Annotated in this window: 14 protein-coding genes; 3 read left to right on the top strand and 11 right to left on the bottom strand. The window is 62.5% G+C overall.

What is annotated here, in order from left to right:
* Positions 1 to 118 precede the first annotated feature (118 nt).
* The 3 genes from DOM27_RS06275 to DOM27_RS06265 all read left to right on the top strand — a co-directional run bounded on the left by DOM27_RS06275 (position 119) and on the right by DOM27_RS06265 (position 3,917).
* Entirely contained in the window at positions 119 to 562 is a 444-nt protein-coding gene (locus tag DOM27_RS06275) for a MerR family transcriptional regulator (RefSeq protein WP_110655221.1), read from the top strand.
* Positions 559 to 3,372: a heavy metal translocating P-type ATPase gene (locus DOM27_RS06270; protein ID WP_425353284.1), complete on the top strand. Its 2,814-nt coding sequence runs from the start codon at positions 559 to 561 to the stop codon at positions 3,370 to 3,372. The genes DOM27_RS06275 and DOM27_RS06270 overlap by 4 nt, the downstream gene beginning before the upstream one ends.
* A 110-nt stretch (positions 3,373 to 3,482) precedes the next feature.
* On the top strand, positions 3,483 to 3,917 hold the full coding sequence (locus tag DOM27_RS06265) for a VOC family protein (protein ID WP_110655220.1): 435 nt from the start codon (positions 3,483 to 3,485) through the stop codon (positions 3,915 to 3,917).
* A gap of 39 nt (positions 3,918 to 3,956) precedes the next feature.
* On the opposite strand, the gene DOM27_RS06260 is transcribed toward DOM27_RS06265, so the two are convergent.
* From DOM27_RS06260 to rpsP, 11 genes are all read right to left on the bottom strand, one after another.
* Entirely contained in the window at positions 3,957 to 4,568 is a 612-nt protein-coding gene (locus DOM27_RS06260; protein WP_110655219.1) for a YitT family protein, read from the bottom strand.
* A 181-nt stretch (positions 4,569 to 4,749) separates the two neighbouring features.
* Positions 4,750 to 6,582: a single-stranded-DNA-specific exonuclease RecJ gene (locus DOM27_RS06255; RefSeq protein ID WP_110655218.1), complete on the bottom strand. Its 1,833-nt coding sequence runs from the start codon at positions 6,580 to 6,582 to the stop codon at positions 4,750 to 4,752.
* A 7-nt stretch (positions 6,583 to 6,589) separates the two neighbouring features.
* Complete coding sequence (locus tag DOM27_RS06250; protein WP_110655217.1) at positions 6,590 to 7,210, bottom strand: glutathione S-transferase family protein; 621 nt, start codon at positions 7,208 to 7,210, stop codon at positions 6,590 to 6,592.
* A 40-nt stretch (positions 7,211 to 7,250) separates the two neighbouring features.
* Positions 7,251 to 8,639: a threonine synthase gene (gene thrC, locus DOM27_RS06245; protein ID WP_110655216.1), complete on the bottom strand. Its 1,389-nt coding sequence runs from the start codon at positions 8,637 to 8,639 to the stop codon at positions 7,251 to 7,253.
* A 180-nt stretch (positions 8,640 to 8,819) separates the two neighbouring features.
* Entirely contained in the window at positions 8,820 to 10,136 is a 1,317-nt protein-coding gene (locus DOM27_RS06240) for a homoserine dehydrogenase (protein ID WP_110655215.1), read from the bottom strand.
* Positions 10,137 to 10,315: 179 nt separating this feature from the next.
* A complete protein-coding gene (locus DOM27_RS06235) occupies positions 10,316 to 11,074 on the bottom strand; it encodes a DsbC family protein (RefSeq protein WP_110655214.1) in 759 nt (252 codons plus the stop codon).
* 2 nt (positions 11,075 to 11,076) lie between these two features.
* Entirely contained in the window at positions 11,077 to 11,964 is an 888-nt protein-coding gene (gene xerD, locus DOM27_RS06230) for a site-specific tyrosine recombinase XerD (RefSeq protein ID WP_110655213.1), read from the bottom strand.
* A 167-nt stretch (positions 11,965 to 12,131) separates the two neighbouring features.
* Complete coding sequence (gene rplS, locus DOM27_RS06225) at positions 12,132 to 12,488, bottom strand: 50S ribosomal protein L19 (protein ID WP_110655212.1); 357 nt, start codon at positions 12,486 to 12,488, stop codon at positions 12,132 to 12,134.
* Between the two features lie 121 nt (positions 12,489 to 12,609).
* Positions 12,610 to 13,389, bottom strand: a complete 780-nt coding sequence (trmD, locus tag DOM27_RS06220) for a tRNA (guanosine(37)-N1)-methyltransferase TrmD (RefSeq protein ID WP_110656355.1) — start codon at positions 13,387 to 13,389, stop codon at positions 12,610 to 12,612.
* A 47-nt stretch (positions 13,390 to 13,436) separates the two neighbouring features.
* Positions 13,437 to 14,081: a ribosome maturation factor RimM gene (gene rimM, locus DOM27_RS06215; protein WP_110655211.1), complete on the bottom strand. Its 645-nt coding sequence runs from the start codon at positions 14,079 to 14,081 to the stop codon at positions 13,437 to 13,439.
* Positions 14,082 to 14,092: 11 nt separating this feature from the next.
* Positions 14,093 to 14,344: a 30S ribosomal protein S16 gene (rpsP, locus tag DOM27_RS06210; RefSeq protein ID WP_110655210.1), complete on the bottom strand. Its 252-nt coding sequence runs from the start codon at positions 14,342 to 14,344 to the stop codon at positions 14,093 to 14,095.
* Positions 14,345 to 14,411 lie beyond the last annotated feature (67 nt).

The raw sequence follows: 14,411 nt of genomic DNA, 5'->3' as shown, positions 1-14,411 counted from the left end.
ACCAACCGCTATGTCGGCGCATCAGGGATTCATATCGGCAGCGGAGCCCCTTGACCTTTGTGCAACACCTGGGTTTTAGACTTGGGTTATTCGTCGATCAGTATCGTAGAGGTGGAGGATGAAAGTAACGGAACTCGCCAGGGCCGCCGGGGTCACGGCAGAAACGGTGCGCCACTACACACGTCAGGCGCTGCTGAAACCGCATCGTGATCCGGACAACGGCTATCAACTGTTCGATCAGCAGGATCTCGATCGGCTGCGCTTCATCCAGCGCGCCAGAACGCTGGGTTTCAGTCTCAAGGAGATCGCCGACATTCTCGCGCAGGCAGATCAGGGTGACTCCCCCTGCCCGCTGGTGCGTGACCTGCTGGCCGCTCGTTTGCCACAGATCCATGCCCGCATCCGCGAGCTCCAGGCTCTGGCGGATCGCATGGAGCGAGCGATGGAAGACTGGTCACACCTGCCGGACGGCACGCCCGACGGCCATAGTATCTGTCGCCTGATCGAGCAGACGCCCGAGAAAGATGACGACTGCTGCGCGTCGGCAAGGAGGAGTTCATGACCCGCTACCCCTATCGCGTCGACGCCATGCACTGCCAGGGCTGCGTCAAACGAATGCGTACCGCCATTCAGGCCGAGGATGACCAGGCCGAGGTCAGCGGCGAACCGGACAGACATCTTCTGCAGGTCGCCAGCTCGCTGCCACGGGATCGGATCGCCCGACTGCTGACCGAAGCCGGCTATCCGCCAGTCATGGAAGACGGGCATTTCGGGACCAACGACTTCACCATACCGGCGATGCACTGCCAGGGCTGCGTCAAAAGGATGCGTACCGCCATTCAGGCCGAAGACGATCAGGCCGAGGTCAACGGCAAGCCGGACAAGCATCTTCTGCAGGTCGCCAGCTCGCTGCCGCCGGCTCGCCTCGCCCAACTCCTGATCGAAGCGGGATATCCACCCGCCGCCGAAGCGCGCGAAGGAAAAGTGCATGATGGAAAGTCGCGCGAAGAAAAGCGTTCGGCGGTGTTAGCGTCCACCACGACTCCGACCGAGACCGCATCCGATTCCGATTCCGACATCAGTGAGCACGAACGGCGCGAGATGGATTCGGATAACGGCCAGCTGCAACGCCTGTCGATCAGCGGCATGACCTGCGCCGGCTGCGTCAATGCGGTGCAGAAGGCGCTTTCCAGAATATCTGGCGTGCAGCATGCCCAGGTCAACTTCGCCAGCGAGACAGCGCAGGTCAGTGGCAACGTGAGCACCGCCGATCTGATCGCCGCGGTCAAAAGCGCCGGCTATGGCGCCTCGCCGATCGAAGATCTACGCGAGGCCGCCGAAAAGCGCCAGCAAAACTCAGTTCGACAGGCCCGCCGTCATGGTATCGAATCGGCCATCAGCCTAGCGCTGGGCATACCGATGATGCTGGCGATGTTCTTCCATACGCCGCAGATTGCGGGTGGCGAACGCTGGCTGTGGTTGGCCCTGGGGATCGCCACGCTGGGCGTGCTGGCCACCGCAGGTCGCCGCTTCTTCGACGGTGCCTGGAAGGCGTTCCGCCATCATCAGGCCAATATGGATACCCTGATCGCCTTGGGCAGCGCCGCCGCCTGGCTCTATTCGATGGCCGTGCTGCTGGTACCCACGGCCATTCCCGATGGCTCCCGTCACCTCTATTTCGAAGCCTCGCTGATGATCATCGGTCTGATCGGCATCGGCCAGACACTCGAGCTCAGAGCGCGGGGCCGCACCAGTCAGGCGCTGTCTCGACTGCTCGATCTGCAGAGCAGGACGGCCCGGGTGATCCGTGACGGCCAAGAGCGCGATATCGAGATCGAGCAGGTTCGGGTGGACGATCGGATCCGGGTGCGGCCCGGCGAGCGTCTACCGGTCGACGGCGACGTCGAGGAAGGAGAAAGCTTCATCGACGAGTCGATGCTCACCGGCGAGCCGGCACCGATCCACAAGGCCCCGGGAGAGCGGGTCAGCGCCGGGACCGTCAATGGCAAGGGCAGCCTGATTTACCGCACGAGCCATGTCGGTGACGACACGCGTTTGGGCCGTATCGTCGACCAGGTCTCCCGCGCTCAGGAGTCGCGGCCACCAATCGGTGCACTGGCGGACAAGGTCTCGGCGATCTTCGTGCCTAGCGTGATGATCGCCGCTGTCGTCACGGCGCTGATCTGGTTCAACGTTGGGCCGGCGCCCCAGCTCGTGCACATGCTAGTGGCGGCGACCACCGTGCTGATCATCGCCTGTCCCTGTGCGCTGGGTCTGGCAACGCCGATTTCGACCATGATCGGCATCGGCAAGGCCGCCGAGTACGGCATTCTGATTCGCGACGGGGAAGCGCTGCAGACCGCCAGCCAGTTGACGACTCTGGTGGTCGACAAGACCGGCACGTTGACCGAAGGCAAACCACGCGTTACCGACAGCCGCTACTGGCAGCAGGAAGCGCGTATCCATGCCATGGTGGCTGCCCTGGAACGCGGGTCGGAACATCCGCTGGCCGACGCCTTAATGGCGCATGTCGGCGAGACGACGAACCGTCTTTCGATCCATGATTTCCAAAGCCTTACCGGTCGTGGCGTCAGTGCGGCGCTGGATGACGGCAGTCAGGTGTTGCTGGGAAATGCCGCGCTGATGGGGGAGCACGACGTCGACACTGCCCCCGCCGCATCCGATGCCGAAAATTGGCAAGCGCAGGCGACCAGCGTGATCTATTTCGCCATCGGGGGGAAACTGGCGGCGCTATTCGGAGTTCGCGATGCGCTGCGCTCTGACAGTCGCGCGGCGATCTCGCGCCTGCAGGCCGAGGGCCTAAAAGTCGTGATGCTGAGCGGCGACAATTTAGCCGCCGCCAAAGCCATCGCGCGAGAAGCGGGCATCGACGACGTCCGCGCCGAATTGATGCCCGGTGACAAGCAGCAGGCCATTGCCGAGCTGCAGCAACGCGGTGAACGCGTCGGCATGGTTGGCGACGGAATCAACGACGCGCCGGCGCTGGCCCAGGCTGACGTCGGCTTCGCTATCGGTCAGGGCACCGATATCGCTATCGAGAGTGCCGGGATGACGCTGATGCGCAACTCGCTGCAGGGGGTCGGTGACGCCATCGCGATCAGCCGTGCCACGCTTTCCAATATCAAGCAGAATCTATGGGGAGCCTTTGGCTATAACGCGCTGGGTATCCCGATTGCCGCCGGGATACTTTACCCGTTCACTGGCATGCTGCTGTCGCCGATGATCGCGGCCTTGGCGATGTCGCTGTCCTCGGTCACGGTGGTCAGCAATGCCAACCGATTGCGCCTGTTTCGGCCCGACCGCAGTCAACATCCAAAACCCGAGAGTCAAACAGAGGAAGCACCGGCATGACACTCCTGCTCAACACCCTGGGCATCGCCGTGATTTTGTTCATCGTCTGGTGGTTCTGGCTGCGCGGCTGATCGAAACGGACGAGAGCGTCAGACCGGCAAGGAGAAACGATGGCATCACCACACCAAGCGCCCCCACTGGGCAGCATCATCGAAAGCGTTCTCTATACTCAGGACATGGCCCGGGCTCGCGAGTTTTTCGCTCGCGTGCTGGGCCTGACCGCCGATCTCGAAGACGAACGTTTCACGGCATACCCTACCGGCAACACCATGCTGCTGGTATTTCAGCAGGGCCAGACTGGCGAAACGGTGCAGTTGCCCCACGACATGGGCACGATCCCGCCCCATGACGGCGCCGGTCGCCAGCACCTGGCGCTGGCGATTCCGGCCGGTAGTCTCGAAGCCTGGGAGGCGCATCTCGCCGGTCAGGGCATCGAGATCGAGGGCCGGACCCGCTGGCCGAAAGACAGCGTAAGCCTCTACTTTCGCGACCCGGATGGCCATCTTCTCGAACTGGTCACGCCGGGTTTATGGCCCTGCTATTGAACCGCGGCGCCGGCTAACGGTGTTCTCACAGCTGACTTCTCAGCTCTGACTGATGCCGGCGTAGAGCCCCGGCCGGTGATTGATGGTGAGAATCGCGCCCAGCACGACGGTGCCGATGATCGAATAGACCACGTTGGTTACCGGCAGGACGAAAAACGCCGCCAGCATGATCAACCCGTCCAGCCCCATCTGGACCTTCCCCGCCGGCCAGCCGTAACGATCCTGCAGATAGACGACGAGAATATTGAAGCCGCCGAGGCTGCCTCGATGACGAAATAGAAACAGCACGCCCAGGCCGATCAGACTGCCCCCCGCCAGCGCCGCAAACAATGGATCGACTTCGCCGATCTCCAGCCAGCTCGGGAGCATCCAGGAAATCCACGACAGCAATGCCACCGCACCGAAGGTCTTGAACGTGAAGTGATGGCCGACGCGCCGCCAGGCGAGCCAGTAGAACGGTAGATTGATGACGAAGAAGACTGGCCCGAAACTCCAGCCGGTGACATAGGTCACCAATAGCGCAATGCCGGCCGTACTGCCGATCAGGATCTCGGCATGGTGATAAAGCGCCAGGCCAAGGGCAGCACAGGACGATCCCAGTAAGATGGCCAGTACGTCCTCATAGGACCGGTGGCGTTGTGTCGCTTCCATCGGGAAATCCTTGTTGTCGTATCATTGCCGGATAGGCAGCCGAATTCAGAGGCGGCGCTTGTGACGCCGCGGCGAATTATATCGTCAACGCCACCCATAAGAGAGCGTCGTCATCACGGGGAAGCGATGAGATCGGCGCGGCAGGAATGCGGGGCAGGAACTGGGGCGACAAGCCAGTGGCTCAAGGGTTCAGGGCGTCAGGCGTTCGGCGTTCGGCGTGCTCGACCATCAACTGCAGCGACTCGCGACCCTTCCAGCGATTGCGAGACAGTTTGAATGCGCAGCGTACCCGGTCGCCCAGCGAGATCGGCGCGGCTTCACCCGGGTTGAGCGCGCGGAACCAGATCGCTCGACTCACCACGGCATCGCAGGAGAGCTCGAGCATCAGGTGGTTGCCTTCGGCGCCCACCGGCCGCAACTGCTCGACCAGAAATTCGGCTTCGAACAGCGGGGCATCGAATTCGCGACCGTAGGGCGCCAGCGTGTCGAGCTCATCCAACGTTGCCAGGCTCAGCTGCGAAGCCGCCAGCGCACCGTCGGTCCACACCACTGGAAACAGCTCGCGTTCACCAAGCTGCTCTTTTACCGCTTGCAGAAAGGTGCGGCGGAACGCTTCCAGCTCGGCAGCGGGAACGCCAACACCGGCAGCGCCTCGGTGGCCACCGAAACGCGGTAGACTCGATGGCGAAAGGTCATGAGCACGCTGCAGCGCATCACGCAGGTGAAGCGCCTCGATCGAGCGCCCGGAACCGGTCAACATGTCCGGCGTGGTGGCCGGTGTCAGCACCAGCGCGGGACGACCGTAGGACTGGACCAGCCGGGAGGCAACGATGCCCTGCACGCCGGCGTGCCCTTCCGGCAGATGAATCACCAGTGCCGGAAGATCGTCGGCCAACTGTGGCTGGGCCAAGCTACGCGCCCTCTCGACCATGTCGGCCTCGAGCGCCTTGCGCGCCTGGTTGTCGTCGTCGAGCACCTGAAGATGCTGACGCGCAACGCCGTCGTCCGCCGCCAGCATGTAGTGCAACGCGGCGTAGGGATCATCCAGACGCGAGCGCGCGTTGATACGCGGCCCCATCTGAAAGGCCAGCGTCTCGGCGTCGAACGGCATACTGTCGGCGCCCAGACGCTCTGCCATCACCCGCCAGCACGCAGCTTCCATTCGATTGATCAGCTTCAGCCCGTAGGTCACTACGGCGCGGTTGGCGGCACTCGCCCCCAGCGAAACGCAGTCGGCCACTGTCCCCAATGCCACATAGGAGAGCCATGGCGAGAGCTTGGGTGTCGACGCCGCCAGCACGCCCTGCTCGATCAGCACCGACCGAGTCAGCGACATCATCAGCCACGCCACCATGCAGCCAGCGATGGTCTTGTCCGGATAGGCGCAGTCCTCGCGCGTGGGGTTGATCGTGGCGTAGGCCGAAACTGGCGGCCCCTCGATCGGCAGCGCATGGTGGTCGGTGACGACCACGTCGATCCCCGCCTCGCGCAGCCGCGCAATGCGAGGCTCATCGGAGGAACCACAGTCGGCGGTGATCACCAGGCTGGGGAGCGGCTTCAGCGCCAGGGTGCGCTCGACCAACGGCAGGCTGATGCCGTAGCCGTCGTTGATGCGGTGGCCGATCAGACTGTGCAGGCGGGTGGCGGGCACGCCGAACAGCTCGGTCATCGCACGCAGCATCACCACGTGGGAGGTGATGCCGTCGACATCGTAGTCGGTGAGAATGCCGATGTGCTCGCCTTCGCTGACCGCTCGCGCGATGCGCTCGGCACCGCGACGGGCATCGCAAAGCTGCTCGGGATGGCTGAGGTAGCGTAGCGCCGGAGCGGTCAGCGCTTCCAGCGGGCCTTCGTGGCCCGGCAGCCGGCCGGCGAGAATTCGCGCCTGGAGTTCACTCAGCCCACCGGCCAATCCGCGTCGATAGACGTCCTCGTCGCGAGGACGAGGTTGAATTCGGCAGCGGGAGTGGTTCCGAGAAGCCTCGGCGGCAGGAGAAAGAGAAGAAGTAGGCATCCAGAGCTCAGGTGAGTGCGGTCATCACGTGCTGGCGAAACGCCGGACGCGTCTCGAGCCGCGCATGCCAGTCGGTCAGATTCAACAACGTCGGCCGTTCGATATCCATCGCGAACCAGGTATGAACGAAACATCCCATGGGAATGTCACCCATGCCGAAGGCGTCTCCCGATAGCCACTCCTGACGCGCAAGCGCGCTGTCGACGATAGCCAATCGTTCGGCCACGAGCGCCTGACCACGCGCCATCGCTTCACCGTCGAATTGCGCGGGAGTGGCACGCACGCGATTGAAGAACAGATCGCGGAACGGCGCGGCCAGCATTGACAGTACCCAGTCCATCCACTGATCGCAGATGGCTCGCTGGATGGGAGAGCGGCTCTGCAGCTCTCCATTGCCGTAGGCAGCGACCAGGTAGCGAACGATGGCGTTGGACTCCCATACGCTGCTTTCGCCGTCGATCAGACACGGAATCAGACCATTGGGATTGAGCTTGCGATACTCGTCACTATCCAGGCCACCATGCGCACCACCGTAATCGATGCGCTCGAACTCGAGCTCCAATTCAGCCGCGCACCAGAGTACCTTTTTCACGTTGTTCGAGTTGTCGCGTCCCAGTACTTTCAACATGGTCTTCTCCGTTATTGGCGCAACGCGCTTCTGGCGAGGTTCACCGACGATTGTCGGCGACGAACGCTTGTACCGCCTCGAGCTCCGCCGGCAGCACGCTGTAGCGCTCCTCGCGCTCGAGCAGGTCGGCCATGTGCGGCGGCAGCGGCACGCCGGAGAAGCCCGCCTTGACCACGGCCTCGGCGAACTTGGCCGGATGCGCCGTGGCCAGGGTGATCATCGGCGTCGTGGCGTCGGCGCGCACGCGCTGCGCAGCCAGATAACCGGTAGCGGTGTGGGGATCGAGCAGTTCCTTGGTGCGATGCCGCGCGTCACGGATGGTCTCGAGAATCGTGTCGTCGTCGACCCTGAAGCTCGAGAACTTCTCGCGCAGCTTGGCCAGCGGTGCCTCGGCCAGCACTGCCGGCTCCTGCTGGAAACGCTCGAGCAATTCACGCACCGCGTCGCCGTCGCGATCGTAGGCATCGAACAGCAGCCGCTCGAAGTTCGACGACACCACGATATCCATCGACGGCGCCAGCGTCGCTGCCAGATCGCGCTTGGAGAAGTCGTTGTCGGCCAGCGTGCGGTGCAGGATATCGTTGGCATTGGTGGCGATGATGAACTGCTTGACCGGCAGCCCCATCTGATAGGCCATGTAGCCGGCGAAGAGGTTACCGAAATTGGCCGACGGCACGCAGAAACTGACATCGCGATGCGGTGCACCCAGCGCCACGCCAGCGGCAACGTAATAGACGATCTGGGCCATGATGCGCGCCCAATTGATCGAGTTGACCGCCACCAGCCGCTCGCCGTTCAGGAAGCCCTGATTGGCGAAGCTCGCCTTGACCATCGCCTGGGCGTCATCGAAGTTGCCCTCGATGGCGATATTGAAGACATTGTCCGCCAGCACCGTGGTCATCTGCCGCCGCTGGACCTCGGAAACCCGGTTATGCGGATGCAGGATGAAGATATCGAGATGGTCGCAGTGACGGCAACCCTCGATCGCCGCCGACCCGGTATCGCCGGAGGTGGCACCCATGATCACCGCACGCTCGCCGCGTTTGGCCAGAAAATGATCGAGGATACGCCCCAGCAGCTGCAGCGCGACGTCCTTGAACGCCAGCGTCGGACCATGAAACAGCTCGAGCAGGAAGTGATTGGCGTCGAGCTGATTGAGCGGCACGATCGCATCGTGGCTGAAGGTCGCATAGGCGTCGCGAATCAGCTCACGGAAGGTGTCATCGTCGATCTCGCCACCGACGAACGGCTTCATGACGCGGAAGGCGATCTCGGCGTAGGAGAGCCCTGCCATCGAGGCCAGCTCGTCGTGCGACAATTGCGGCAGCGTTTCCGGCACATACAGGCCACCGTCGGTCGCCATGCCGGTCAACACCACTTCCTCGAAATTGAGCGCCGGCGCCTGGCCGCGCGTACTGACGTAACGCATCTTGGTTTCCACTCGGTCGTGAGCTGCTAGCCCATACTGTAAGTCGCGCCGAAGGCGGAGGCGAGCGATGGCCAGGCTAGGCGAAACGCGGCGCGGACGCGGAGTTTACCGAGGTAAATGAGCAGTCCAAGCCACGTTTCAACGACGCGTGGTCGAGCGCAGCCCCGGATTCGGGGTGACTTATTCCTGTTCGTCCAGCGACTCTACCCTAATCCGCGTCACCGGACCGGCGATATCGGCCAACGATTCCAACTGACGGATCGCATCGTTCATATGCTGTTCGCGGGTGCGATGGGTCAGCAGGATAATCGGCACCAGCTCACCTTCGGTGGCCTCTTTCTGGATGATGGCCTCTATCGAGATGCCCTGCTCGGCGAGAATCGTCGCGACCCGCGCGAGTACGCCCGGACGATCCACCGCCAGCAGACGCAGATAGTAAGCCGTGACGATCTCTTCCATCGGCAGAATCGGCAGCGCGTTGACTTCGTCGTTGACGCCGCTGAAGGCAAGATACGGCACGCGATAGCGATGCGCCGTGGTGATATCGCGCGCTACGTCCAGCAGGTCGGCGACCACCGCCGACGCCGTGGGTTCGGCACCGGCGCCGGCACCATAATAGAGCGTCGGCCCGACGGCATCGCCCATCACGGCGATGGCATTCTTGACGCCATGCACATTGGCCAGCAATCGCTCTTTGGGGATCAACGTCGGGTGAACGCGCAGTTCGATGCCGTTGTCGCCACGCCGCGTGATACCCAGATGCTTGATGGTATAGCCGAGGTTGTCGGCCTGTTCGACATCATCGGCGGTAATACGCGCGATACCCTCGGTATAGGCGCGATCGAACTGCAGCGGCACGCCGTAGGCGATGGACGCCAGGATCGTCAGCTTGTGCGCGGCATCGATCCCTTCGACGTCGAAGGTCGGATCGGCCTCGGCGTAGCCCAGCGCCTGAGCTTCGGCGAGCACATCATCGAAAGCCCGCCCTTCGTCGCGCATATGGGTGAGGATGTAGTTGCCAGTGCCGTTGATGATACCGGCCAGCCATTGAATACGATTAGCTCCGAGGCCTTCGCGCAGTGACTTGATCACCGGAATGCCACCCGCCACGGCGGCCTCGAAGGCCACGATGACACCCTTTTTATGGGCGGCATGAAAAATCTCGTTGCCGTAGACGGCGATCAGCGCCTTGTTGGCGGTGACCACGTGCTTGCCATGCTCGATCGCGGTCATCACCAGTTCGCGGGCAACGTCGTAGCCACCGATCAGTTCGACCAGCACATCGATATCGGGATTGCGTGCGACCTCGAAGATATCGCGTGTCACATTGACGCCGGAGGTGTCGCAGTCGGGGTTGTCACGACGGGCGCCGACCTGCTCGATGACGATGGGCCTGCCCGCGCGCCGGGCAATTTCATCGGCGTTGCGCGTCAGGACGTCAAAGGTGCCACTGCCCACGGTGCCAAGCCCGCAGATACCCACTCTCACCGGATCCAAGATGTCGCTCTCCCCTACTGATATGTGCTCGCCGCATCACCCTCCGGAGCGGTAACCGCAGTTACGGCACCAGACTCTTTGCTGTCTCGATCTTGATGCACAAAGTGCCCTGAAGGGCGGTCACGGTAGAAACCCCAGGCCCCCTTGTCAAGCTGACCCCGGGGGTTTCACCGCCAGCGTCAGCTATCGCCACCGGCGTTGATGCCCAGCATCGTCGCCAGACGTTTTGCCGGCAGGTAGCCCGGCACCATTTTGCCGTCGGGAAAGATGATTGCAGGCGTCCCCTGAATACCCGATTCGACCCCCAACCGATACTGGGACGCAATCGGTGCTTCGCAGCTAGCGGCGGTCTCCACGCTGTCGCCGCGGAACGCCGCGCTCATCGCCTCGGAGCGGTTGTCGGCGCACCAGACCTCGGCCAACTGTCTCGCCGCATCCGAGTTGGGGCCCATGCGAGGAAAGGCCAGATAATCGACCTCGATCCCCATGTCGTTGAGCTGGGTCATCTCGGCGTGCAGCTTGTGGCAGTAAGGACAGGTCGGATCGGTGAACACGGTGAGCCTGGCCTTGACCTCTCCGGCAGGCTTGTAGATCACGCGCTCGTCCTCGGGCACGGCGTCGACCAGCGCCCGGCGGCGCTCGTTGGCCGCCTGCTCGGTGAGATTAATCATTCCATCGTCGGCGTTCTGATAAAGATCGCCGACGATCATGTACTGCCCTTCTGCGTCCGAATAGAGCGTATTGCCGCCGCGCAGACGTACTTCATACAGCCCCGGGACCGGCGAATCGTCGATGGCCTCGATCGGGAGCGGCTGTCCGCTATGCGCGTTGAGCTTGTCGGCCAGATCGGCCGGCGGCTCGGCAAATGCGCTCGATGCCAGGGCGGATGCCAAGGAAAGCCCCACCAGGGCGAATGCGGGCAGTAAACGACTTCTCATGTTCAACCTCTTGGATGATGTTGTGCGTGCAGCGCTTCCAGGCGCGCCTGGGCCACGTGGGTATAGATCTGCGTGGTCGATAGATCACTGTGACCCAGCAGCAACTGTACGACACGCAAATTGGCCCCATGATTCAATAAATGTGTCGCGAAAGCGTGACGCAGCGTATGTGGCGAAAGCGGTTTGTCGATAGCGGCGAGCTGGGCGTAATGCTTGAGACGGTACCAAAAAGTCTGTCGAGTCATGAAACCATCATGACGCCCCGGAAACAGCGGTGGCTGACGGATATCATGCATCAGCTCGTTACGACCCTGGCGCAGATAGCGCTCGACCCACGCCAGCGCCTCCTCACCCAAAGGCACCAGGCGCTCCTTGTCGCCCTTGCCGCGCACCAGTACCACGCCCTGGCGCAGATTGACCGCCGCCACGGTCAGCTCCACCAGCTCCGTGACCCGCAGCCCACAGGCATAGAGCACTTCCAGCATGGCGCGATCGCGTAGGCCCAGTGCAGTCTCGACGTCCGGCGCGGTCAGCAGCCGATCGACGTCGTGCTCCTCGAGCGTCGACGGCAACCCTGGGCGCACTCGGGGTGGCCGAACTTCCGCCAATGGATCGTAATCCATCAGACTTTCGGCCAGCGCCCAGCGATAGAAACGACGCAGGCAGGAGAGCTGACGGGCGATGGAGCGTGCATGGTAGCGCTCGCGGCAGACCTCGACGAAGTCGCTCAGTGTCGTGTCACCCGGTGCCAGTAGCCGCTCGTCTTGCTCGTCGAGATAAGCGATCCATGCAGTCAGATCATGGCGATAAGCACTCAGCGTATGCTCGCTGACACCGCGCTCCAACCACAGCGCATCAAGGAAGGCATCGCGTCGGTCGTGATCGTTCATGCGGCTCCCGGACGAAAGTGACTGAACAAGAAGAAGGATGACTATAAAAAAAGAGTGCCATCATAACGCGGAAACCCCGCGAGCCGAGTGGCTCGCGGGGTTTCCGTTGGTCCTGCCAGGCACGCTCCGTCAAAAGCAGGAGCGCGTGGATCAGCGCCGTGCGCTGATCAGCCCAGCTTTTCCTTGATCCGCGCAGACTTGCCGCTACGCTCACGCAGATAGTAAAGCTTGGCCTGACGCACGTCACCGCGACGCTTGACTTCGATACCGGCCACCAGCGGGCTGTAAGTCTGGAACGTACGCTCGACGCCGACACCGTGGGAGATTTTGCGCACGGTGAAAGCGGAGTTGAGGCCGCGGTTACGCTTGCCAATAACGACGCCTTCGAAAGCCTGCAGACGCTCACGAGTCCCTTCCACCACCTTGACCTGGACGATGATGGTATCGCCGGGCGCGAACGCCGGGATTTCCTTGCTCATCTGCTCGTTCTCGAGCGCCTGGATCACCTTGCTCTTGCTACTCATGTCTTGCTCCTCGTTTGAAAAACATCCCTGAAGGACGTTTCGTGATCCCGGCGCCCGCCAAAAGAGGGTCGGGGCGGAATCGGACTCGTGGGTGACGCATACAGGCCGATTCGATCGCGCCTCATGCACCGCCGTCGCGGGAGGCAGTGCTTTCCGCGACGTGTTCATCGATGAATTCATCGAGCAGCTGACGCTGTTCGCGATCCAACGTTCGGCTTTCCAACAGATCCGGGCGCCTGAGCCAGGTGCGCCCGAGAGATTGCTTCAGTCGCCAGCGGCGAATCCACTCGTGATTGCCGCTGAGCAAAACGTCCGGCACTCGGTGACCATCAATCACTTCGGGCCGCGTATAGTGCGGGCAATCCAGCAGGCCATCGGCGAACGAATCTTCGCTGGCCGACGCCTCATGTCCCAGCACGCCCGGCACTTCGCGAGCCAGCGCATCGATCATCACCATAGCCGGCAGCTCGCCGCCGCTGAGCACGTAATCGCCGATCGACCACTCTTCATCGATATCGGCGTCAACCACACGCTCGTCGATACCTTCGTAACGCCCCGCCACGACGATCAGACCATCACGCGATGCCAGTTCCCGAACCCCGGCCTGATCCAGCTTGCGCCCCTGGGGCGAGAGATAGATCACGCGAGGCCGGTAGCCGGCCGCCTCGGCGCCAGCTCGCGCATCGGCCAACGCACCGCGCAACGTATCGACTTTCATCAACATGCCGGGGCCGCCGCCATAGGGGCGATCGTCAACGGTGCGATGTCGATCCGTGGCGTAGTCGCGGGGATTCCAGAAAGCCATTTCCAGTAATCCGCGCTCCACGGCGCGGCCGGTAACGCCATGCCGGGTAATGGCCTCGAACATCTCCGGAAACAGGGAGACGACACCAATCCACACGGTACGCTTCTCCTCGCCCCCGGCCGCTGAAATCTCGATGCCCGAGGTCAGAAGGACGGATCCCACTCCACGATCATCGACCGCGCGCCGAGATCTACCTGGACGATGACGTCGTCGGGTAAAAACGGCAAGAGGCGTTCACGATCGTCGAGACTACCTTCCGAGGGCCTGATCACCAGGACATCGTTGGCACCGGTTTCGAACAGATGATCGACACGTCCCAGCTTGACGCCGTCACGGGTCGAGACATCGAGACCTTCCAACTGATGCCAGTAGTACTCGCCGCTATCCAGTTCGGGTAGCGCGGTCTTTTCCATCAACACATCGGCGCCAGCCAACTGCTCGGCCAGCTCTCGCGTGTCAATTCCTTCCAGCCGCACCACCAGCCCCTTGCCCTGAGGACGCGCATCGAGCAGGCGCCGCGACTGGCGCTTACCGTGCGTCGACAGAACCCATGTCGGGTAGTCGAAGATGCCCTCTGCCGGACTGGAGTACGAATAGACCTTGAGCCAACCTTTCACGCCGTGTGGACTGGTCAGACGCCCCAGCACCACATGCTGCGTCTCTCCACCCTGCCTGGACTCATCCTGCTTGGCATTACCCGACGTGGACTCGTCCTGCGTGGAGTTGTCCCGATTGGGTCTGTCTTGACCGGATTTGTCCTGACCAGGCTCGCGAGACGCTTGCGACATGACGATCGAACTCAGGCCTGAGCCTTGCGAGCTTCTTTTACCAGCTCGGCGACGCGCTCGGAGACCTGCGCACCCTGGGACTGCCAGTGTGTAACGCGATCCAGATCGACGCGCAGACGCTCTTCCTGGCCGCGAGCGACCGGGTTGAAGAAGCCGACGCGCTCGATGAAGCGGCCGTCGCGTGCGACGCGAGAGTCGCTAACGGTCAGGTGATAGAAGGGACGCTTCTTGGCGCCACCACGTGCCAGACGAATGGTTACCATTGCGTTGATAATCCTTCGGTTAAGTTAATCGTTACGCCACGAAATCAAGTCTTCTCGAACACTAGCC

The organism is Salinicola halimionae (assembly GCF_003206065.1).
Lineage (GTDB): Bacteria > Pseudomonadota > Gammaproteobacteria > Pseudomonadales > Halomonadaceae > Salinicola > Salinicola halimionae.
This window is presented reverse-complemented; position numbering and strand designations above follow the sequence as displayed.

What these genes read in the sequence shown, in the direction of transcription:
- DOM27_RS06275 (WP_110655221.1), top strand. Translation starts at nt 119, where the DNA reads ATGAAAGTAACGGAACTCGCCAGGGCCGCCGGGGTCACGGCAGAAACG.
- DOM27_RS06270 (WP_425353284.1), top strand. Translation starts at nt 559, where the DNA reads ATGACCCGCTACCCCTATCGCGTCGACGCCATGCACTGCCAGGGCTGC.
- DOM27_RS06265 (WP_110655220.1), top strand. Translation starts at nt 3,483, where the DNA reads ATGGCATCACCACACCAAGCGCCCCCACTGGGCAGCATCATCGAAAGC.
- DOM27_RS06260 (WP_110655219.1), bottom strand. Translation starts at nt 4,568, where the DNA reads ATGGAAGCGACACAACGCCACCGGTCCTATGAGGACGTACTGGCCATC.
- DOM27_RS06255 (WP_110655218.1), bottom strand. Translation starts at nt 6,582, where the DNA reads ATGCCTACTTCTTCTCTTTCTCCTGCCGCCGAGGCTTCTCGGAACCAC.
- DOM27_RS06250 (WP_110655217.1), bottom strand. Translation starts at nt 7,210, where the DNA reads ATGTTGAAAGTACTGGGACGCGACAACTCGAACAACGTGAAAAAGGTA.
- thrC (WP_110655216.1), bottom strand. Translation starts at nt 8,639, where the DNA reads ATGCGTTACGTCAGTACGCGCGGCCAGGCGCCGGCGCTCAATTTCGAG.
- DOM27_RS06235 (WP_110655214.1), bottom strand. Translation starts at nt 11,074, where the DNA reads ATGAGAAGTCGTTTACTGCCCGCATTCGCCCTGGTGGGGCTTTCCTTG.
- xerD (WP_110655213.1), bottom strand. Translation starts at nt 11,964, where the DNA reads ATGAACGATCACGACCGACGCGATGCCTTCCTTGATGCGCTGTGGTTG.
- rplS (WP_110655212.1), bottom strand. Translation starts at nt 12,488, where the DNA reads ATGAGTAGCAAGAGCAAGGTGATCCAGGCGCTCGAGAACGAGCAGATG.
- rimM (WP_110655211.1), bottom strand. Translation starts at nt 14,081, where the DNA reads ATGTCGCAAGCGTCTCGCGAGCCTGGTCAGGACAAATCCGGTCAAGAC.
- rpsP (WP_110655210.1), bottom strand. Translation starts at nt 14,344, where the DNA reads ATGGTAACCATTCGTCTGGCACGTGGTGGCGCCAAGAAGCGTCCCTTC.